The following is a 20111-nucleotide window of genomic DNA, read 5'->3' on the forward strand; positions in this document are numbered from 1 at the left end:
CCGACGATCTCGACACTGCATGGGGAGACAACGCGCCATGAGCGATGTACTGGAGCTGGTGGACGTATCCGTGGTCCGCGACGGACGCGCTCTGGTGGACGACGTCTCCTGGTCGGTCAAGGAGGGGGAGCGCTGGGTCATCCTCGGCCCGAACGGCGCCGGCAAGACCACCCTCCTCAACATCGCGTCCAGCTACCTCTTCCCGAGCACCGGCACCGCCAAGGTCCTCGGCGAGCAGCTCGGCGGCGTCGGCACCGATGTCTTCGAGCTCCGGCCCCGCATCGGCATCGCGGGCGTCGCCATGGCCGAGAAGCTGCCCCGGCGCCAGACCGTGCTGCAGACGGTGCTCACCGCCGCGTACGGCATGACCGCCACCTGGCACGAGAACTACGAGGCCGTCGACGAGGAGCGCGCCCGCGCCTTCCTCGACCGGCTCGGCATGACCGAGTACCTCGACCGCAAGTTCGGCACCCTGTCGGAGGGCGAGCGCAAGCGCACCCTGATCGCCCGCGCCATGATGACCGACCCCGAGCTGCTGCTCCTCGACGAGCCCGCCGCAGGACTCGACCTCGGTGGCCGCGAGGACCTGGTCCGCCGCCTCGGCCGACTGGCCCGCGACCCGTACGCCCCCTCCATGATCATGGTCACCCACCATGTCGAGGAGATCGCCCCCGGCTTCACCCACGTCCTGATGATCCGCCAGGGCAAGGTGCTCGCCGCCGGCCCCATGGAGACCGAGCTCAGCTCCCGCAACCTCTCCCTCTGCTTCGGCCTGCCGCTCGTCGTCGAGCACACCGGCGACCGCTACACGGCCCACGGACTGCCGCTCTCCTAGGCCCTGTCGTCAAACTGCCGTCTGCCGCACGGCGTCTGGCACGCACGCTCCCGGCGTTGCCGAAATGGCCTGGGCGACAACCTCCGGACACAACGGGCCCGCCGGGCGCAGTGGCCCGCTTGCGCCCTGTCGGCGAGGGCGCCCGCGGTTCTACCATGACCACGTGGACATCGACGCGTGGGTGTGGTGGCTGATCGGCGCGGTGGGACTGGGCATCCCACTCGTCATGACTGCGATGCCCGAGTTCGGCATGTTCGCCGTCGGAGCGGTCGCCGCGGCAGTCGTCGCGGCACTCGGCGGCGGCATCGTGGCCCAGGTACTGGTATTCGTCGTGGTCTCCGTGGCGCTCATCGCCGTGGTTCGCCCGATCGCCGCCAGACACCGTACCGACCGGCCCCAACTCGCCACCGGCATCGATGCCCTGAAGGGCCGTCAGGCCGTCGTCCTGGAACGGGTCGACAGCAGCGGCGGCCGGATCAAGCTGGCCGGGGAGATCTGGTCCGCCCGCGCACTCGACGAGGGCCAGAGCTTCGATCCGGGCCAACAGGTCGATGTCGTCGACATCGACGGAGCTACGGCAGTCGTCATGTGACCGAACCACCCACAAGGCAGAGCGCGTTCTGTCAGACTTGATGTCGATCATCATGAGATCGGGACCGGCACGACATCCGGTCCCTCCCGCGATCTCGATATCGACCTCGATCATCGCGATCCGTCGGCAACCGAAGGGCAATGAGGAACACGATGCAACCGATCATCATCGTCCTGATCATTCTGGTGGTGCTCGTCTTCATCGCCCTGATCAAGACGATCCAGGTCATCCCGCAGGCCAGCGCCGCCATCGTGGAGCGCTTCGGCCGCTACACCCGCACGCTCAACGCAGGCCTGAACATCGTCGTTCCCTTCATCGACTCCATCCGCAACCGCATCGACCTCCGTGAACAGGTCGTGCCGTTCCCGCCCCAGCCGGTGATCACCCAGGACAACCTGGTCGTCAACATCGACACCGTCATCTACTACCAGGTGACCGACGCGAGGGCCGCGACCTACGAAGTCGCCAGCTACATCCAGGCGATCGAGCAGCTCACCGTCACCACCCTCCGCAACATCATCGGTGGCATGGACCTGGAGCGGACCCTGACCTCCCGCGAGGAGATCAACGCCGCCCTGCGCGGAGTCCTCGACGAGGCCACCGGCAAGTGGGGCATCCGCGTCAACCGCGTCGAGCTCAAGGCGATCGAACCGCCCACCTCCATCCAGGACTCGATGGAGAAGCAGATGCGCGCCGACCGTGACAAGCGCGCCGCGATCCTCCAGGCCGAAGGAACGCGCCAGTCCGCGATCCTCACCGCGGAGGGCGAGAAGCAGTCCGCGATCCTGCGCGCCGAAGGTGAGGCCAAGGCATCGGCCCTGCGCGCCGAGGGCGAGGCCCAGGCGATCCGTACGGTCTTCGAATCCATCCACGCAGGCGACCCGGACCAGAAACTCCTCTCGTACCAGTACCTCCAGATGCTCCCGAAGATCGCCGAGGGCGACGCCAACAAGCTCTGGATCGTGCCCAGCGAGATCGGCGACGCCCTCAAGGGACTCAGCGGCGCCTTCGGCAACCTCGGCAACGGCGCCCCGGGGTTCGACACCGGCAAGGAACGCCGGGAGCAACCCCCGGTCGAATGACGCGTACACGCCCCGTGCATGATCAGTGCACCAAGCACCGATCATGCACGGGGGATGCGCCATGAACATCTGGGAGATGCTTGCCGTCTTCGTCGCGGGAATCAGCGCCGGCACGATCAACACGATCGTCGGCTCGGGAACGCTGATCACCTTCCCCGTGCTGCTCGCCACCGGTCTGCCCCCGGTCACGGCCACCGTCTCCAATGCCCTCGGTCTGATCCCCGGCTCCGTCAGCGGCGCCATCGGCTACCGCAAGGAACTCGCGGGACAGGGCCGTCGGGTACGCAAGCTCGCCGTCGGCGCCCTCATCGGCGGCCTCACCGGCGCCACCCTCCTGCTCACTCTGCCCTCCACGGCCTTCGAGACCATCGTGCCGATCCTGGTGGCGCTGGCCCTCGCCCTGGTCATCCTGCAACCACGCATCAGCAAAGCGGTCCAGCGCCGACGCGAACAGAGCGGCACCCGCGCCCATCCCGACGGCGGACCGCTCCTCTTCGTCGGACTGATGCTCGCCAGCGTCTACGGGGGCTACTTCACCGCCGCCCAGGGGATCATCTACCTCTCCCTGATGGGCATGCTGCTCGACGACACCATGCAGCGTCTCAACGCCGTCAAGAACGTCCTGGCCGCCGTCGTCAACAGCATCGCCGCGCTCTTCTTCCTCTTCGTCGCGGACTTCGACTGGACGGCCGTCGTGCTGATCGCGGTCGGCTCCGCGCTGGGCGGCCAGATCGGCGCCAGGATCGGCCGCCGCCTCAGCCCCACCGTCCTGCGCGTGCTCATCGTCGCGGTCGGCACGGTCGCCATCGTCCAACTGCTGCTCCGCTGACACGTGGAAGCCCGCCTCCCCCTGGAGACGGGCTTCCACCACGACGAAATGCGTACGCCGACTACGCCGCGGCGCGGTCCAGCCACTCCGGCAGCTCCGACCGCTCACCGGCCCCCAGCGCCAGCAGCATCGCCTGCGCGGGAGACGGCACGAACGGCTGACGCAGCAGCGGCATCCCCGCCTGCTCCGGCGTCCGGGCCGCCTTGCGGTGGTTGTCCTCGGCACAGGACGCCACCGTGTTGAGCCAGGTGTCCTGACCCCCCTGGGCACGCGGCACGACATGGTCGACGGTGCTCGCCCGCCGCCCGCAGTACGCGCACCGGTGCTGGTCCCGTATCAGCACGCCCCTCCGGGACCACGGGGCATGTCTTCGGAACGGCACCCGTACGTACCGGCAGAGCCTGATCACCCGGGGTACCGGAATGTCCACGGCGGCGCCGCGCATGCGGAGATCGGGGTGCGACTGCTCGACGACGGCCTTGTCCTGCAGGATCAGCACCACCGCACGGTTCAGCGTCACCGTCGACAGCGGCTCGAAGCTCGCGTTCAGTACCAGCGTGTCCCGCATCCCGCCCACCTCCCGTGTGCCGCCCGCCCCCTGGCAGGCCCGGATCAACTCTGGCTGGGCAGGCCGTGATGGACAACGCAATAAAAATGCCCTGCCCTGGTCTCTCCAAGACCAGGGCAGGGCAAACAGCGGGGGAACTCTCGGCTCGGCGGGCGCTACGCGGGACCTGTGTACTCACCGATCAGCTGGGCACGGCCCAGCGTGTGGAACCGCAGATTGAACCCGACGACCGCGGGCGACACCTCGCTGTCGACACCCAGCTTCTCGGTATCCACCGCGTACACGGTGAACACATAACGGTGGTTCTCGCCGGCCGGCGGTGCGGCACCGCCGAACTCCTTCGACCCGTAGTCGTTACGGACCTGCACGGCACCGGCGGGCAGCCCCTCGAACTTCCCGCTGCCCGCGCCGGCCGGCAGCTCCGTGACCGACGCCGGGACATCGAAGAGCACCCAGTGCCAGAATCCACTGCCCGTAGGAGCATCGGGATCGAAGCAGGTCACGGCGAAACTCTTGGTCTGCGCCGGGAAACCCTCCCACCGCAGCTGCGGCGAGGTGTTCCCGGCCGCGAACACCTGGGCGTCCGCCAGCACGGCGCCGGGAGCGAGGTCCTCGCTCACCACCGTGAACGACGGCACCTCCGGATGGAAGTCGTGCGGCAGCGGCGCCCTCTTCGGCTCGGTCACGTCAGCACCTCTCCTGATCGCTCTACTGCTGTCAGCAGGTCTCCCACCGACCCTAGAGCCAGTTGCGCTGACCGCCGACCTGCGCCAGCCACTGATTGAGGTACGCCGCCCAGTCGGTCCCCTGGAAGTCGTTCAGCCCGACCTTGAACGCCCGGTACGAGTCGCTTCCCTCGCTGAAGAGCCCCGCCTTCTTGTCCATCTCCAGGACGACATCCATCTCACGGTCGTCCGCGACGAACGTCAGCTCCACCTGGTTCAGGCCGCGGTACTGCTGCGGCGGGAAGAACTCGATCTCCTGGTAGAACGGCAGCCGCTGACGCGTACCGCGAATGTGACCGCGCTCCATGTCCGCGCTGCGGAAGCCGAAGCCGAGCTGCCCGAAGGCGTCGAGGATGGCCTGCTGAGCCGGCAGCGGGTGCACATTGATCGGGTCCAGGTCGCCCGAGTCCAGCGCCCGTGCGATCTCCAGCTCCGTGGTCACACCTATGTTCATGCCGTGCAGATGCTGACCGGCGAACATCGTGATCGGCGTCTCCCACGGAATTTCGAGCCCGAAGGGTACGACGTGCACGGCACCGGCCCGCACCTCGAACGCGCCACCGAGCCGCAGCTTGGTGAACTCGATGTCCTGCTTGGTCTCCGTGTCATGGCCCTCGACCTCGACCCGGGCCTGCAGACCCACGGAGAGTCCCTCGATCTGCTGATCCACGGATCCGCCCTGGACCCGCACCTCACCCTGGACGACCCCACCCGGGACGACGTTGAGCTCGGAGAGCTCGGTCTCCACCGAAGCGCCACCGGCACCCATGCTCGCGAGCAGCCGCTTGAAGCCCATGTTTACTCCTCCTTGGTCCTGACCCCTACATACGCGCCACGACCGTAGTCGGTTCCCGGTACCCTCGACCGCCATGATCGAGGGCTTGGAACGTACGCCGCTGACACGCGACTTCTTCGACCGCCCCGTACTGGACGTGGCACCCGACCTCCTGGGCCGGATCCTGGTACGTGCCACACCGGACGGACCCATCGAACTCCGCCTCACCGAGGTGGAGGCGTACGCCGGTGAGATCGATCCCGGATCGCACGCGTTCAGAGGCCGCACCGCACGCAACAGCGTCATGTTCGGACCGCCCGGCCACGCGTACGTCTACTTCACCTACGGCATGTGGCACTGCCTCAACCTGGTGTGCGGCCCCGAGGGCCGGGCCAGCGGGGTCCTGCTCCGCGCCGGCGACATCCAGGTCGGCGCGGAACTCACTCGCGAACGACGAAACTCGGCCCGCAATGACAAGGAACTGGCCAAAGGCCCGGCCCGCCTGGCCACCGCCCTCGATGTCGACCGAGCGCTGAACGGCACCGACGCCATCGCCCACCCCGGCGCCTTCCTGTCCGTGCTGCACGGCACCCCACCACCACGTGACCAGGTACGCAACGGCCCACGCACCGGAGTGGGCGGCGATGGAGCCACACACCCCTGGCGCTTCTGGATCGACGGGGACCCCACGGTGAGCCCGTACCGGGCGCATGTGCCACGCCGCCGCGCAACTTGACTCGCCCTTGAGGGACACCTAATGTAGTCCGAGCCGCTTGAAACGGGTACTGCTGTCGGTACGGCCCATCGGACCGCATCCGAGCATCCCGGAGCGACCAACCACTACCTTCGACTCACCCTGGCGGGTGCGAATTCGGCATGCCGTAATTCAATCCCGTCGACTCGATTATGAGTCGCCAAGGAAATCGGTTAATGTAGTGGACATGCCGAAAGGCGAAGACCTCTCCAAGGTCACCGGAATTCAAATTCGGACCGGAAACGGAACGAAAAAGAGTCTGGTAAGGTTGGAACCGCCGGAAAGGGAAGCGCGAAAGCGAAGAACTGGAAAGCAGCAAAAACTCTCCTGCTCCGCAGGGGGCCCGCTTCGACCGGGAATCGGACACGAAAGAGTCTGATAGAGTCGGAAACGCAAGACCGAAGGGAAAAGCCCGGAGGAAAGCCCGAGAGGGTGAGTACAAAGGAAGCGTCCGTTCCTTGAGAACTCAACAGCGTGCCAAAAGTCAACGCCAGATATGTTGATACCCCGGCCTGCTTCGGCAGGTTGGAGGTTCCTTTGAAAGTCCCGCGGGGTCACTGACCCGGTGGGCAATTTACACAGCGAGGACGCTGTGAACGACCGGTCTTATTCCGTCCGGTTGTTCCGCTCTCGTGTTGTGTTGTCCCGATCACGGGAAAACATTCACGGAGAGTTTGATCCTGGCTCAGGACGAACGCTGGCGGCGTGCTTAACACATGCAAGTCGAACGATGAAGCCCTTCGGGGTGGATTAGTGGCGAACGGGTGAGTAACACGTGGGCAATCTGCCCTTCACTCTGGGACAAGCCCTGGAAACGGGGTCTAATACCGGATAACACTCTGTCCCGCATGGGACGGGGTTGAAAGCTCCGGCGGTGAAGGATGAGCCCGCGGCCTATCAGCTTGTTGGTGGGGTGATGGCCTACCAAGGCGACGACGGGTAGCCGGCCTGAGAGGGCGACCGGCCACACTGGGACTGAGACACGGCCCAGACTCCTACGGGAGGCAGCAGTGGGGAATATTGCACAATGGGCGAAAGCCTGATGCAGCGACGCCGCGTGAGGGATGACGGCCTTCGGGTTGTAAACCTCTTTCAGCAGGGAAGAAGCGAGAGTGACGGTACCTGCAGAAGAAGCGCCGGCTAACTACGTGCCAGCAGCCGCGGTAATACGTAGGGCGCAAGCGTTGTCCGGAATTATTGGGCGTAAAGAGCTCGTAGGCGGCTTGTTGCGTCGGTTGTGAAAGCCCGGGGCTTAACCCCGGGTCTGCAGTCGATACGGGCAGGCTAGAGTGTGGTAGGGGAGATCGGAATTCCTGGTGTAGCGGTGAAATGCGCAGATATCAGGAGGAACACCGGTGGCGAAGGCGGATCTCTGGGCCATTACTGACGCTGAGGAGCGAAAGCGTGGGGAGCGAACAGGATTAGATACCCTGGTAGTCCACGCCGTAAACGTTGGGAACTAGGTGTTGGCGACATTCCACGTCGTCGGTGCCGCAGCTAACGCATTAAGTTCCCCGCCTGGGGAGTACGGCCGCAAGGCTAAAACTCAAAGGAATTGACGGGGGCCCGCACAAGCAGCGGAGCATGTGGCTTAATTCGACGCAACGCGAAGAACCTTACCAAGGCTTGACATACACCGGAAAGCATCAGAGATGGTGCCCCCCTTGTGGTCGGTGTACAGGTGGTGCATGGCTGTCGTCAGCTCGTGTCGTGAGATGTTGGGTTAAGTCCCGCAACGAGCGCAACCCTTGTTCTGTGTTGCCAGCATGCCCTTCGGGGTGATGGGGACTCACAGGAGACTGCCGGGGTCAACTCGGAGGAAGGTGGGGACGACGTCAAGTCATCATGCCCCTTATGTCTTGGGCTGCACACGTGCTACAATGGCCGGTACAATGAGCTGCGATGCCGCGAGGCGGAGCGAATCTCAAAAAGCCGGTCTCAGTTCGGATTGGGGTCTGCAACTCGACCCCATGAAGTCGGAGTTGCTAGTAATCGCAGATCAGCATTGCTGCGGTGAATACGTTCCCGGGCCTTGTACACACCGCCCGTCACGTCACGAAAGTCGGTAACACCCGAAGCCGGTGGCCCAACCCCTTGTGGGAGGGAGCTGTCGAAGGTGGGACTGGCGATTGGGACGAAGTCGTAACAAGGTAGCCGTACCGGAAGGTGCGGCTGGATCACCTCCTTTCTAAGGAGCATCTAGATTCCGCAAGGAGTCCAGAGGCCATTACGTCGGCAAATGTTCGACGGTGGTTGCTCATGGGTGGAACGTTGACTATTCAGTACCTGGTGGTTCAACCGGGTCGTGAGTACTGCTCTTCGGAGCGTGGAAAACGAACCGAATGAATTCCGGGTACTGGGCGCGCTGTTGGGTGTCTGAAGGTACGGCCGTAAGGCTGCCTTCAAACGCCGGCCCCAGTGAACTCGCCTGCAAGGGTGAGGTGATGGGTGGCTGGTCGTTGCTTGAGAACTGCACAGTGGACGCGAGCATCTGTGGCCAAGTTTTTAAGGGCGCACGGTGGATGCCTTGGCACCAGGAACCGATGAAGGACGTGGGAGGCCACGATAGGCCCCGGGGAGCTGTCAACCGAGCTTTGATCCGGGGGTGTCCGAATGGGGAAACCCGGCAGTCGTCATGGGCTGTCACCCGCTGCTGAACACATAGGCAGTGTGGAGGGAACGAGGGGAAGTGAAACATCTCAGTACCCTCAGGAAGAGAAAACAACCGTGATTCCGGGAGTAGTGGCGAGCGAAACCGGATGAGGCCAAACCGTATGCGTGTGATACCCGGCAGGGGTTGCGCATGCGGGGTTGTGGGATCTCTCTTTTGCGGTCTGCCGGCCGTGAGACGAGTCAGAAACCGTTGATGTAGGCGAAGGACATGCGAAAGGTCCGGCGTAGAGGGTAAGACCCCCGTAGCTGAAACATTGACGGCTCGTTTGAGAGACACCCAAGTAGCACGGGGCCCGAGAAATCCCGTGTGAATCTGGCGGGACCACCCGCTAAGCCTAAATATTCCCTGGTGACCGATAGCGGATAGTACCGTGAGGGAATGGTGAAAAGTACCGCGGGAGCGGAGTGAAATAGTACCTGAAACCGTGTGCCTACAAGCCGTGGGAGCGTCGCTGTGTGTGCTTGCACATGCAGTCGTGACTGCGTGCCTTTTGAAGAATGAGCCTGCGAGTTTGCGGTGTGTTGCGAGGTTAACCCGTGTGGGGAAGCCGTAGCGAAAGCGAGTCCGAATAGGGCGTTTCAGTAGCACGCTCAAGACCCGAAGCGGAGTGATCTAGCCATGGGCAGGTTGAAGCGGAGGTAAGACTTCGTGGAGGACCGAACCCACCAGGGTTGAAAACCTGGGGGATGACCTGTGGTTAGGGGTGAAAGGCCAATCAAACTCCGTGATAGCTGGTTCTCCCCGAAATGCATTTAGGTGCAGCGTCGTGTGTTTCTTGCCGGAGGTAGAGCACTGGATAGGCGATGGGCCCTACCGGGTTACTGACCTTAGCCAAACTCCGAATGCCGGTAAGTGAGAGCACGGCAGTGAGACTGTGGGGGATAAGCTCCATGGTCGAGAGGGAAACAGCCCAGAGCATCGACTAAGGCCCCTAAGCGTACGCTAAGTGGGAAAGGATGTGGAGTCGCAGAGACAACCAGGAGGTTGGCTTAGAAGCAGCCACCCTTGAAAGAGTGCGTAATAGCTCACTGGTCAAGTGATTCCGCGCCGACAATGTAGCGGGGCTCAAGCGTACCGCCGAAGTCGTGTCATTCACACATGAAGGGCCAACGCCTGTGTGGATGGGTAGGGGAGCGTCGTGTGCCGGGTGAAGCAGCCGCGGAAGCGAGTTGTGGACGGTTCACGAGTGAGAATGCAGGCATGAGTAGCGATACACACGTGAGAAACGTGTGCGCCGATTGACTAAGGGTTCCTGGGTCAAGCTGATCTGCCCAGGGTAAGTCGGGACCTAAGGCGAGGCCGACAGGCGTAGTCGATGGACAACCGGTTGATATTCCGGTACCCGCTTTGAAACGCCCAATACTGAATCAGGCGATGCTAAGTCCGTGAAGCCGGCCCGATCTCTTCGGAGTTGAGGGTAGTGGTGGAGCCGATGAACCAGACTTGTAGTAGGTAAGCGATGGGGTGACGCAGGAAGGTAGTCCAGCCCGGGCGGTGGTTGTCCCGGGGTAAGGGTGTAGGACGCACGGTAGGCAAATCCGTCGTGCATATAGTCTGAGACCTGATGCCGAGCCGATTGTGGTGAAGTGGATGATCCTATGCTGTCGAGAAAAGCCTCTAGCGAGTTTCATGGCGGCCCGTACCCTAAACCGACTCAGGTGGTCAGGTAGAGAATACCGAGGCGTTCGGGTGAACTATGGTTAAGGAACTCGGCAAAATGCCCCCGTAACTTCGGGAGAAGGGGGGCCATCACTGGTGAGTGGATTTACTCCATGAGCTGGGGGTGGCCGCAGAGACCAGCGAGAAGCGACTGTTTACTAAAAACACAGGTCCGTGCGAAGCCGTAAGGCGATGTATACGGACTGACGCCTGCCCGGTGCTGGAACGTTAAGGGGACCGGTTAGCTGACTTTCGGGTCGGCGAAGCTGAGAACTTAAGCGCCAGTAAACGGCGGTGGTAACTATAACCATCCTAAGGTAGCGAAATTCCTTGTCGGGTAAGTTCCGACCTGCACGAATGGCGTAACGACTTCTCGACTGTCTCAACCATAGGCCCGGTGAAATTGCACTACGAGTAAAGATGCTCGTTTCGCGCAGCAGGACGGAAAGACCCCGGGACCTTTACTACAGTTTGATATTGGTGTTCGGTTCGGCTTGTGTAGGATAGGTGGGAGACTTTGAAGCGGCCACGCCAGTGGTTGTGGAGTCGTCGTTGAAATACCACTCTGGTCGTGCTGGATGTCTAACCTGGGTCCGTGATCCGGATCAGGGACAGTGTCTGATGGGTAGTTTAACTGGGGCGGTTGCCTCCTAAAGAGTAACGGAGGCGCCCAAAGGTTCCCTCAGCCTGGTTGGCAATCAGGTGTTGAGTGTAAGTGCACAAGGGAGCTTGACTGTGAGACCGACGGGTCGAGCAGGGACGAAAGTCGGGACTAGTGATCCGGCAGTGGCTTGTGGAAGCGCTGTCGCTCAACGGATAAAAGGTACCCCGGGGATAACAGGCTGATCTTCCCCAAGAGTCCATATCGACGGGATGGTTTGGCACCTCGATGTCGGCTCGTCGCATCCTGGGGCTGGAGTCGGTCCCAAGGGTTGGGCTGTTCGCCCATTAAAGCGGTACGCGAGCTGGGTTTAGAACGTCGTGAGACAGTTCGGTCCCTATCCGCTGTGCGCGTAGGAATATTGAGAAGGGCTGTCCCTAGTACGAGAGGACCGGGACGGACGAACCTCTGGTGTGCCAGTTGTTCTGCCAAGGGCATGGCTGGTTGGCTACGTTCGGAAAGGATAACCGCTGAAAGCATCTAAGCGGGAAGCCTGCTTCGAGATGAGTATTCCCACCCTCTTGAAGGGTTAAGGCTCCCAGTAGACGACTGGGTTGATAGGCCAGATGTGGAAGCCCGGTAACGGGTGGAGCTGACTGGTACTAATAGGCCGAGGGCTTGTCCTCAGTTGCTCGCGTCCACTGTGTTGTTCCCGGGTTGCGAACAGTCGCACCGGTTGAACAGCTTCACTACTTAATTGAAAAGTGTGCTTGTTCGCTAGAACCCGATAGGGTTTCGGTGGTCATTGCGTTAGGGAAACGCCCGGTTACATTCCGAACCCGGAAGCTAAGCCTTTCAGCGCCGATGGTACTGCAGGGGGGACCCTGTGGGAGAGTAGGACGCCGCCGAACAATCTTTCAAGGACCCTTGGTCCCAGCGTTCACGCTGGGACCAAGGGTCCTTTTGTTTTTGCCGAAGCGCGTCGGATGTCCGGCTGCGCCAGAATGTCTTGTAGTACCCGATGAAGGAGTCACGCCGATGTCCACCAACTCTCCCGACGATCGTTCGGAGCGCGAGCCGCGTCGCCGGGACGGTGGTGACCGAGGCGGCTTCAGCGGTCGTCGCGATGACCGCTCCGGCGGACCGCGCAGGGACAACGACCGCGGTGGCTACCGGCGCGACGACAGCCGGCCCACCGGTGGAAGCGGTGGCGGTGGCTTCCGCCGCGACGACCGTGACCGTGACCGGGGACCGCGTCGCGACGACAACCGTGGTGGCGGCGGCTCCGGCGGCGGCTTCCGTCGGGACGACAACCGTGGTGGCGGTGGCTACCGGCGTGATGACAACCGCGGTGGCAGCTCCGGTGGTGGCTTCCGCCGTGACGACCGCGACCGCGACCGTGGGCCGCGTCGTGATGACGATCGTGGTGGGCGTCCTTCGGGCGGGTTCGAGCGGCGTGATGACCGGCCGCGTGGCCCCCGTCGCGATGACGACAGCCGCAGCAGTGGTGGGTTCCGTCGCGACGACAGCCGTGGTGGCGGCTCCGGCGGCGGCTTCCGGCGTGACGACAGTCGGGGTGGTGGGTTCCGTCGCGACGACAGCCGTGGCGGTGGTTCCGGTGGTGGGTTCCGTCGTGACGACCGGGACCGTGATCGGGACCGTGGGCCGCGTCGGGACGATGAGCGTGGTGGCTTCCGCCGTGACGACCGCGACCGCGACCGTGGGCCGCGTCGTGATGACGATCGTGGTGGGCGTCCTTCGGGCGGGTTCGAGCGGCGTGATGACCGGCCGCGTGGCCCCCGTCGCGACGACGACAGCCGCAGCGGTGGTGGGTTCCGTCGCGACGACAGCCGTGGTGGCGGCTCCGGCGGCGGCTTCCGGCGTGACGACAGTCGGGGCGGTGGGTTCCGTCGCGACGACAGCCGTGGCGGTGGTTCCGGTGGTGGGTTCCGTCGTGACGACCGGGACCGTGATCGGGACCGTGGGCCGCGTCGGGACGATGAGCGTGGTGGCTTCCGCCGTGACGACCGCGACCGCGACCGTGGGCCGCGTCGTGATGACGATCGTGGTGGGCGTCCTTCGGGCGGGTTCGAGCGGCGTGATGACCGGCCGCGTGGCCCCCGTCGCGACGACGACAGCCGCAGCAGTGGTGGGTTCCGTCGCGACGACAGCCGTGGTGGCGGCTCCGGCGGCGGCTTCCGGCGTGACGACAGTCGGGGCGGTGGGTACCGCGGGCAGCGGGACGACCGTGGTGGCCGGGGTGGCTACCGCGGGCGCGACGACCGTGGTGGGTACGAGCGGCGGGACGACCGGGACCGTGAGCCCATCAAGCGGCTTCCGATTCCCGAGGACGTCACCGGTGACGAGATCGACAAGGATGTGCGGCAGGAGCTGATGAGCCTGCCGAAGACCCTGGCCGAGGATGTCTCGCGCAACCTCGTCATGGTGGCCCGGCTGATCGACGAGGACCCGGAGCAGGCGTACGCGTATTCGCGGGTCGCGCTCCGGCTGGCCTCGCGGGTCGCTGCGGTGCGTGAGGCTGCCGGGTTTGCCGCGTACGCCACACAGAAGTACTCGGAGGCGCTGGCGGAGTTCCGGGCCGCCAAGCGGATGACCGGGTCCGTGGAGCTGTGGCCCGTCATGGCCGACTGCGAGCGCGGGCTCGGGCGGCCCGAGCGGGCGATGGCCATGGCCGGCGAGCCCGAGGTGCAGAAGCTGGACAAGGCCGGGCAGGTCGAGATGCGTCTGGTGGCTGCCGGGGCTCGTCGGGACATGGGGCAGCTCGATGCGGCCATCGTCACGCTGCAGAGCTCCGAGCTGGCCTCGAACGCCGTGCACCCGTGGACGGCCCGACTGCGCTACGCGTACGCCGACGCGCTGTTGGCGGCCGGGCGTGAGGACGAGGCGCGTGAGTGGTTCGGGAAGGCGCTGGAGGCCGACAAGGACGGCTCCACCGATGCGTCCGACCGGCTGGCCGAGATGGACGGTGTCGAGTTCGTCGATGCCCTCGACGAGGACGAGGATGAGGACGACAACCGCACGGACGGGGACGAGGACCAGGACAAGGACCGTACGCCCGAGACGTAAGGCGTGAAGAAGGGCGGCACCCCACCCGGGGTGCCGCCCTTTTTTGCTGCCTGCGCTCAGTCGAGGTCGAGGCTTCGCAGGACCAGGCCGGTGGCCGGCTTGGGGCCGAAGGAGGTCGACTTGCGGGGCATGGTGACGCCCTGCCGGGCGAGGTCCCGGACGACTTCCTCGCGTACCGGATGCATCAGGACCGCCGTCGCGTTGTGACGCTCGGCCTGTTCGACGGCGGCTGCGGTGTCGTGGATGTACGCGATGTGTTCCGGGGCGTCCGGGATCTTCCAGACGTGGTCGAGCAGGGCCGCGTGCAGGACCGTCGCGTCGAGGGTCTGCCAGGCGGTCGGGCGGTCGGCGGGGATCGTGCGGGACAGCAGTCCGGGGTCGGGGCGGTCGATGAGATGGAAGCCGCCGTCGCCGGCGAGCAGGAACGCGTTGCCCTCGGCGGCGGCCTCGGCGAGCGCGTCCAGGGCCCGGGGGAGCGGCCCATCCAGGTCGCGGATGCGGAAGAGGCCCTTCACCGCGGCGAGTGCGTCGGCGGCCGGGAGACGGTGCAGCAGCCGGTGTATGGCGCGGACCCGGAGCGGATAGCGGGCCGTGTCGACGAGGAGGACCAGGCCGAAGTCCCAGGGGCCCGGAGTGGTGTGCTCCTGCTGGAGGCGGAGGTAGGTGGCCCAGCGGTGGTGGCCGTCGGCGATCAGGGCCTGGTGGTGGGCGAGATCGGTCTCGATCTCGGCGCGGTCGGCCGGGTCGGTGACTGCCCAGAGCCGGTGACGGTAGCCGTCCTCGGTGGTGGTGGCGAGCAGCGGTGGGCGCTCCGTGGTCCGCTCGATGACGGCGGTCGCTCCCGGGCCGTCGCCGTCGCCGTCGCTGCGGTAGGTGAGCAGCAGTGGTTCGAAGTGGGCGGCGGTGGTGCGCATCAGGTCGGCCCGGTCCTCGACGACATGGGCCATCACGTCCTCGTGCGGCAGGACGATGCCGTCCCCGGGGGCGGAGAGCGCCAGGGCCCCGACGATCCCGCGTTGCAGGATCTCGGCGTTGCGCTGCTCGTAGACGTACAGAGCGGGCTCGCTGTCCGGTGCGAGGACGCCCTCGGCCAGCCAGCGGTTCAGGGTCTGCGCCGCCTGCTCGTGGCGGGCCGCGGCCGTGTCCGCCTGCGGCAGTATCAGCCGGACGATGTTGTGCGGGTCCGCCGACTCCAGGTGGTGCAGTCCGTCGGGCCGCACGACGACGTCGTACGGCGGTGAGGTCACCGCGGCAAGACTGCCGACCCGCTCGGGGACGTATCGCAGTCCACGGAACGGGATCAGACGCAGTCCCTGGCCGGCCCGGCCTGATGTCTTCATTTCTGCATCGTATGTGCGCGGCCGGGATGCGCGATGATCGGGACAGAAGCATGCAACGAGGAGCGCAAAGAATGAGTCAGGCGAGCAGGACCAGGCCCAGCGGCAGCAGCACCGCGTTGAACGAGGCGTACGACACGGCGCTGCTCGATCTCGACGGGGTGGTGTACGTGGGCGGCCACGCGATCGTCCACGCCGTCGACTCGCTGGGGGCGGCGCGGGACGGCGGGATGCATCTGGCGTACGTGACCAACAACGCCCTGCGGACGCCGGCCGCGGTGGCCGGGCACCTGACCGAACTCGGCGTTCCGGCGGAGCCCGCCGATGTGATCACCTCGGCGCAGGCGGTCGCCCGGCTGATGGCCGACCAGCTGCCCGCCGGGGCCCGGGTGCTGGTGGTGGGGGGCGAGGGGCTGCGGGTCGCGCTGCGGGAGCGCGGTCTGGTGCCGGTGGAATCGGCGGACGACGAGCCGGTGGCGGTGGCTCAGGGATACGGCGGACCCGACATGGCCTGGGGGCGGTTCGCCGAGGCCGCGTACGCGATCGCGCGCGGGGTGCCGTGGTTCGCGTCCAACACGGATCTGACGATTCCGAGTGCCCGGGGAATCGCACCGGGGAACGGTGCGGCGGTGGAAGTCGTCCGGATTGCCACCGGGGCCGAGCCGCAGGTCGCCGGGAAGCCGTTGCCGCCGATGCACCGGGAGACGGTGCTGCGGACCGGGGCCGAGCGTCCGCTGGTGGTCGGCGACCGGCTGGACACGGACATCGAGGGCGCGTTCAACGGCGGCGTGGACTCCCTGCTGGTGCTCACCGGGGTGACGGACGCGGCGCAACTGGTGGCCGCCGTGCCGAAGCACCGGCCGACGTATGTGGACGCGGATCTGCGGGGGCTGCTGACCGGGCAGCCCGAGGTGGCCGAGAGCGGCGACGGCTTCGTGTGCGGGGGCTGGACCGCTTCGGTGCGCGGGGGCGAGCTGGCGCTGGAGGGGGACGGGGACGTACTCGACGGGCTGCGGGCGCTCTGCGGGGCGGCCTGGTCGTACGCCGGGGACGGTTCGTGCGGGCTGGACGCCGGCAAGGCGGTCGCCAGGCTGGGGCTGTAGCGGGGAGGCTCCCGGCAGACACCACAAAAAGGAGGGTAGGCTAACCTAACTTTGTCCTGCTCGGTGTGACGTCGTCCCGCACCCGATCACCTCCGACTCCGGGAGTACGACCATGCAGCGCCTCACCGCGGACTCGGTGACCCTCGGCTACGACCGGCGGGTCATCGCGGAGAATCTCTCGGTCGAGATTCCCGACAACTCGTTCACGGTGATCGTCGGCCCCAACGCCTGTGGCAAGTCGACCCTGTTGCGCGCGCTCTCGCGGATGCTGAAGCCGGACAGCGGCCGGGTGCTCCTGGACGGGCAGACGATCCACGGGATGCCGGCGAAGAAGGTCGCCAGGACGCTGGGGCTGCTGCCGCAGTCCTCCATCGCACCGGACGGCATCACCGTCGCCGACCTCGTCGGGCGCGGCCGGTACCCGCACCAGGGGCTGCTGCGCCAGTGGTCGCCGGACGACGAACGCATTGTCGAGGAATCGATGGCGGCGACCGGAGTCGGTGCGCTCGCCGATCGCTATGTCGACGAATTGTCCGGCGGGCAGCGGCAGCGTGTCTGGATCGCCATGGCGCTCGCCCAGCAGACGCCGCTGTTGCTGCTCGACGAGCCGACGACGTATCTCGACATCCAGCACCAGATCGACGTGCTCGACCTCTGCGCGGAGCTGCACGAGACGCAGGGGCGCACCCTGGTGGCCGTCCTGCACGATCTGAATCACGCCGCGCGGTACGCCACCCACCTCATCGCGATGCGGGAGGGCGAGGTGATCGCCGAGGGGGCACCTGGTGAGGTCGTCACCGCGGAACTGGTGGAGCGGGTCTTCGGGCTGCGCTGCCAGGTCATCGACGATCCGGAGACCGGGACCCCGCTGGTGGTACCGGCCGCGCGCAAGCCGCGCGGCGACGGGGCGGGCGCGCGGGGCAAGGCGTCCGCCGGGGCGTCGGCCGGGGGCTGACGCGACGCTCGGCGCAAGGCCGGTCCATCCCGCCTACAGCAGTGACCTGAGTCTCAGCAGGTCGCGGAAGCCGGCCTCCAGGCGGACCCGGCCCGACCCCCATGCCTTGGCGAAATTCAGGTCGCCGTCCACCATGGCCACCAGGTCGTCGCCGGTCATCGCGAGCCGGATCTCGGCCTTCTCGCGGGGCGGTCCCTCGACCGTGTCCAGGACCTGGATCCGGCCATCGGTCAGCCGGCCGGTGAAGGTGATGTCGAGGTCCTTGATGTGGCAGCTCAGCGAGCGGTCGAGGGCAGCCGCGCTGCGCACGTCGCCGTCGGCCCCCGCGAGGCTGTCGGAAAGTCTGTCGAGTGCGCTGCGGCACTCCGCCATGGTCGCCATTGTGATCGACGGTACCGCAGCCCTTCGCGGTAGCGTTTCCCGTATGAGCGACTCGATGCCGGAACCGGGGACGGCAGCCGGAACAGTGCCCGGGAGCGAGGCGGAGGACCCGTCCGGCGGGGGTGCGGCCCCGGCCGCCGGGGCCCCGCTCGACCCCGCCGCGCCCGCACCCCTCGGCGTCGCCCGCACCCCCACCGGCAACGCCGGGGTGGACGCGGAGCTGGAGCGTCTCGCCGATGCGGACCACCTCCCGGCGGACGGACACATCGAGGTGTATGAGGATGTACACCGCGGGCTGCGCGAAACGCTGACCGCGCTGGACGCCAGGCCCGCCCTCGCACCGGTACCCGCACCGATGCCCCCGCACAACAACAGGAGCTGAACCGAACGTGGCAAGAGTGGCACGTCGCCGCCTCGACGCCGAGCTGGTCCACCGCAAGCTCGCACGCTCGCGCGAGCACGCGAGCCAGCTGATCGCCGCAGGGCGGGTGACCGTCGGCGGGAACACCGCGACCAAACCCGCCACCCAGGTCGAGACCAGCGCCGCCGTCGTCGTGACCGAGGACGACAGCGACCCCGGGTACGTCTCGCGCGGCGGGCACAAGCTCGCGGGCGCCCTCGCCGCCTTCGTGCCGCTCGGGCTGGAGGTCGAGGGCCGGCGGGCCCTGGACGCCGGGGCGTCGACCGGTGGCTTCACCGATGTGCTCCTGCGGGCCGGCGCCGCTCATGTCGTCGCCGTCGACGTCGGCTACGGCCAGCTCGCCTGGTCGCTCCGGTCCGATGAGCGCGTCACCGTCAAGGACCGTACCAACGTACGGGAGTTGACGCTGGAGGCGATCGACGGACAGCCGGTGGACCTGGTGGTCGGCGACCTGTCGTTCATCCCGCTGGGTCTGGTCCTGCCCGCCCTGGCGCGCTGCACCGCCCCCGACGCGGATCTGGTCCTCATGGTCAAGCCGCAGTTCGAGGTCGGCAAGGAGCGGCTGGGCAGCGGCGGCGTGGTGCGCAGCCCCGAACTGCGGGCCGAAGCGGTACGGGAGGTGGCGCGCCGGGCCTGGGCGCTGGGGCTCGGGGTACGGGGGGTGACGGCGAGCCCGCTGCCGGGGCCCGCGGGAAATGTCGAGTACTTTCTCTGGCTGCGGGCAGGAGCACCTGAGCTGGATCCCGCAGATGTCGACCGTGCAGTGGCGGAGGGGCCTCGTTGACGACGAATGCGGCACGAACTGTCTTTCTTCTGGCACACACCGGCCGTCCGGCCGCGATCCGCAGTGCCGAACTGGTCGTACAGGGGTTGCTGCGCAGCGGCCTCGGCGTCCGGGTGCTGGCCACCGAGGCGGCCGATCTGCCGCTGCCGCCGTCCGTCGAGACGGTCACGGACACCACGCCCAAGGCCGTGGACGGCTGTGAACTGCTGATCGTGCTCGGCGGGGACGGGACGCTGCTGCGCGGCGCCGAGTTCTCCCGCGCCTCCGGGGTGCCGATGCTCGGCGTCAACCTCGGCCGGGTAGGTTTTCTCGCCGAGGCCGAGCGGGACGACCTGGACAAGGTCGTCGACCGGGTCGTCACCCGGGCCTACCAGGTCGAGGAACGCATGACGCTCGACGTCCTCGTGCACAGCAACGGCGACATCGTCCACACCGACTGGGCGCTCAACGAAGCGGCCGTGCAGAAGGTGTCGCCCGAGCGGATGCTGGAGGTCGTCCTGGAGATCGACGGCCGTCCCGTGACCGGTTTCGGCTGCGACGGGATCGTCTGCGCGACCCCGACCGGATCGACCGCCTACGCCTTCTCGGCGGGCGGTCCCGTCGTCTGGCCCGAGGTCGAGGCGCTGCTGATGGTGCCGATCAGCGCCCACGCGCTGTTCGCCAAACCGCTGGTGACCTCCCCGACGTCCGTGCTCGCCGTCGAGGTCCAGCAGCACACCCCGCACGGGGTGCTGTGGTGCGACGGGCGCAGGACCGTGGAACTGCCCGCGGGAGCCCGGGTCGAGGTGCGGCGCGGCGCGGTGCCCGTACGGCTGGCGCGGCTGCACCACGCCTCGTTCACGGACCGGCTGGTCGCGAAATTCGCCCTGCCGGTCTCGGGGTGGCGGGGCGCACCGCACTGACCGGCGGACCTTCCCCCGGAGGTGTTGCGAATGCTGTGCGCATACCC

At 66.4% G+C, this 20111-nt stretch carries 17 protein-coding genes and 3 rRNA genes; 15 read left to right on the forward strand and 5 right to left on the reverse strand.

Going from position 1 to position 20111, the window contains the following annotated elements:
• The first annotated feature begins 37 nt into the window (after positions 1 to 37).
• From OG520_RS31275 to OG520_RS31290, 4 genes are all read left to right on the forward strand, one after another.
• Positions 38 to 835, forward strand: coding sequence for an ABC transporter ATP-binding protein (locus tag OG520_RS31275; protein ID WP_124718429.1), 798 nt, complete (start codon positions 38 to 40; stop codon positions 833 to 835).
• 163 nt (positions 836 to 998) lie between these two features.
• Positions 999 to 1427: an NfeD family protein gene (locus OG520_RS31280; RefSeq protein ID WP_266421208.1), complete on the forward strand. Its 429-nt coding sequence runs from the start codon at positions 999 to 1001 to the stop codon at positions 1425 to 1427.
• Positions 1428 to 1579: 152 nt separating this feature from the next.
• Entirely contained in the window at positions 1580 to 2509 is a 930-nt protein-coding gene (locus OG520_RS31285; RefSeq protein WP_072482952.1) for an SPFH domain-containing protein, read from the forward strand.
• Between the two features lie 61 nt (positions 2510 to 2570).
• A complete protein-coding gene (locus tag OG520_RS31290) occupies positions 2571 to 3338 on the forward strand; it encodes a sulfite exporter TauE/SafE family protein (protein WP_399338122.1) in 768 nt (255 codons plus the stop codon).
• 61 nt (positions 3339 to 3399) lie between these two features.
• On the opposite strand, the gene OG520_RS31295 is transcribed toward OG520_RS31290, so the two are convergent.
• The 3 genes from OG520_RS31295 to OG520_RS31305 all read right to left on the reverse strand — a co-directional run bounded on the left by OG520_RS31295 (position 3400) and on the right by OG520_RS31305 (position 5427).
• Positions 3400 to 3906 (reverse strand): HNH endonuclease, encoded by a 507-nt coding sequence (locus tag OG520_RS31295; protein ID WP_266421215.1) that lies wholly within the window; start codon positions 3904 to 3906, stop codon positions 3400 to 3402.
• A gap of 155 nt (positions 3907 to 4061) precedes the next feature.
• Positions 4062 to 4592, reverse strand: a complete 531-nt coding sequence (locus tag OG520_RS31300) for a YbhB/YbcL family Raf kinase inhibitor-like protein (protein ID WP_399338118.1) — start codon at positions 4590 to 4592, stop codon at positions 4062 to 4064.
• A 52-nt stretch (positions 4593 to 4644) separates the two neighbouring features.
• Entirely contained in the window at positions 4645 to 5427 is a 783-nt protein-coding gene (locus OG520_RS31305; protein ID WP_266421221.1) for a sporulation protein, read from the reverse strand.
• 73 nt (positions 5428 to 5500) lie between these two features.
• On the opposite strand from OG520_RS31305, the gene OG520_RS31310 reads away from it, so the two are divergent.
• The 6 genes from OG520_RS31310 (at position 5501) to OG520_RS31335 (ending at position 14181) form a co-directional block, all read left to right on the forward strand.
• Positions 5501 to 6142, forward strand: coding sequence for a DNA-3-methyladenine glycosylase (locus tag OG520_RS31310; protein ID WP_406015369.1), 642 nt, complete (start codon positions 5501 to 5503; stop codon positions 6140 to 6142).
• A gap of 680 nt (positions 6143 to 6822) precedes the next feature.
• A 16S ribosomal RNA gene (locus tag OG520_RS31315) occupies positions 6823 to 8348 on the forward strand.
• 307 nt (positions 8349 to 8655) lie between these two features.
• A 23S ribosomal RNA gene (locus OG520_RS31320) occupies positions 8656 to 11780 on the forward strand.
• Positions 11781 to 11888: 108 nt separating this feature from the next.
• Positions 11889 to 12005, forward strand: a 5S ribosomal RNA gene (gene rrf / locus OG520_RS31325).
• The 16S, 23S and 5S rRNA genes sit together here, the layout of an rRNA operon.
• A gap of 254 nt (positions 12006 to 12259) precedes the next feature.
• A complete protein-coding gene (locus tag OG520_RS31330) occupies positions 12260 to 13489 on the forward strand; it encodes a hypothetical protein (protein WP_406015370.1) in 1230 nt (409 codons plus the stop codon).
• Positions 13489 to 14181 (forward strand): tetratricopeptide repeat protein, encoded by a 693-nt coding sequence (locus OG520_RS31335; protein WP_406015371.1) that lies wholly within the window; start codon positions 13489 to 13491, stop codon positions 14179 to 14181. Before OG520_RS31330 ends, OG520_RS31335 begins: the two co-directional genes overlap by 1 nt.
• Positions 14182 to 14237: 56 nt before the next feature.
• On the opposite strand, the gene OG520_RS31340 is transcribed toward OG520_RS31335, so the two are convergent.
• Positions 14238 to 15521 (reverse strand): DUF1015 domain-containing protein, encoded by a 1284-nt coding sequence (locus tag OG520_RS31340; protein WP_406015372.1) that lies wholly within the window; start codon positions 15519 to 15521, stop codon positions 14238 to 14240.
• Between the two features lie 71 nt (positions 15522 to 15592).
• Between OG520_RS31340 and OG520_RS31345 the strand changes: the two genes are divergently transcribed.
• Together OG520_RS31345 and OG520_RS31350 are read left to right on the forward strand one after the other, a co-directional pair.
• On the forward strand, positions 15593 to 16621 hold the full coding sequence (locus OG520_RS31345; RefSeq protein WP_406015373.1) for an HAD hydrolase-like protein: 1029 nt from the start codon (positions 15593 to 15595) through the stop codon (positions 16619 to 16621).
• Positions 16622 to 16733: 112 nt separating this feature from the next.
• On the forward strand, positions 16734 to 17576 hold the full coding sequence (locus OG520_RS31350; RefSeq protein ID WP_385551776.1) for an ABC transporter ATP-binding protein: 843 nt from the start codon (positions 16734 to 16736) through the stop codon (positions 17574 to 17576).
• Between the two features lie 33 nt (positions 17577 to 17609).
• Here OG520_RS31350 and OG520_RS31355 read toward each other — a convergent pair whose 3' ends face one another.
• Positions 17610 to 17957, reverse strand: a complete 348-nt coding sequence (locus tag OG520_RS31355) for an SCP2 sterol-binding domain-containing protein (protein ID WP_266421234.1) — start codon at positions 17955 to 17957, stop codon at positions 17610 to 17612.
• A 43-nt stretch (positions 17958 to 18000) separates the two neighbouring features.
• Between OG520_RS31355 and OG520_RS31360 the strand changes: the two genes are divergently transcribed.
• From OG520_RS31360 to OG520_RS31370, 3 genes are read left to right on the forward strand one after another with little or no spacing between them, the layout of a single operon-like run.
• Positions 18001 to 18339 carry a hypothetical protein gene (locus tag OG520_RS31360; RefSeq protein ID WP_399336062.1) on the forward strand — a complete coding sequence of 113 codons (339 nt, stop codon included), beginning with the start codon at positions 18001 to 18003 and terminating at the stop codon, positions 18337 to 18339.
• A gap of 7 nt (positions 18340 to 18346) precedes the next feature.
• Positions 18347 to 19162, forward strand: coding sequence for a TlyA family RNA methyltransferase (locus OG520_RS31365; RefSeq protein WP_399336064.1), 816 nt, complete (start codon positions 18347 to 18349; stop codon positions 19160 to 19162).
• The gene (locus OG520_RS31370; RefSeq protein ID WP_072484231.1) at positions 19159 to 20064 is read left to right on the forward strand and encodes an NAD kinase; all 906 of its coding nucleotides are present in this window, start codon (positions 19159 to 19161) and stop codon (positions 20062 to 20064) included. Before OG520_RS31365 ends, OG520_RS31370 begins: the two co-directional genes overlap by 4 nt.
• Positions 20065 to 20111: the final 47 nt, after the last annotated feature.

It is taken from the genome of Streptomyces sp. NBC_00984, assembly GCF_045162475.1.
GTDB lineage: Bacteria > Actinomycetota > Actinomycetes > Streptomycetales > Streptomycetaceae > Streptomyces.

Bases quoted from the DNA above. Each gene is read 5' to 3' on its own strand.
- OG520_RS31360 (WP_399336062.1), top strand. From the start codon at position 18,001: ATGAGCGACTCGATGCCGGAACCGGGGACGGCAGCCGGAACAGTGCCC.
- OG520_RS31285 (WP_072482952.1), top strand. From the start codon at position 1,580: ATGCAACCGATCATCATCGTCCTGATCATTCTGGTGGTGCTCGTCTTC.
- OG520_RS31345 (WP_406015373.1), top strand. From the start codon at position 15,593: ATGAGTCAGGCGAGCAGGACCAGGCCCAGCGGCAGCAGCACCGCGTTG.
- OG520_RS31350 (WP_385551776.1), top strand. From the start codon at position 16,734: ATGCAGCGCCTCACCGCGGACTCGGTGACCCTCGGCTACGACCGGCGG.
- OG520_RS31335 (WP_406015371.1), top strand. From the start codon at position 13,489: ATGAGCCTGCCGAAGACCCTGGCCGAGGATGTCTCGCGCAACCTCGTC.
- OG520_RS31290 (WP_399338122.1), top strand. From the start codon at position 2,571: ATGAACATCTGGGAGATGCTTGCCGTCTTCGTCGCGGGAATCAGCGCC.
- OG520_RS31305 (WP_266421221.1), bottom strand. From the start codon at position 5,427: ATGGGCTTCAAGCGGCTGCTCGCGAGCATGGGTGCCGGTGGCGCTTCG.
- OG520_RS31355 (WP_266421234.1), bottom strand. From the start codon at position 17,957: ATGGCGACCATGGCGGAGTGCCGCAGCGCACTCGACAGACTTTCCGAC.
- OG520_RS31340 (WP_406015372.1), bottom strand. From the start codon at position 15,521: ATGAAGACATCAGGCCGGGCCGGCCAGGGACTGCGTCTGATCCCGTTC.
- OG520_RS31310 (WP_406015369.1), top strand. From the start codon at position 5,501: ATGATCGAGGGCTTGGAACGTACGCCGCTGACACGCGACTTCTTCGAC.
- OG520_RS31295 (WP_266421215.1), bottom strand. From the start codon at position 3,906: ATGCGGGACACGCTGGTACTGAACGCGAGCTTCGAGCCGCTGTCGACG.
- OG520_RS31275 (WP_124718429.1), top strand. From the start codon at position 38: ATGAGCGATGTACTGGAGCTGGTGGACGTATCCGTGGTCCGCGACGGA.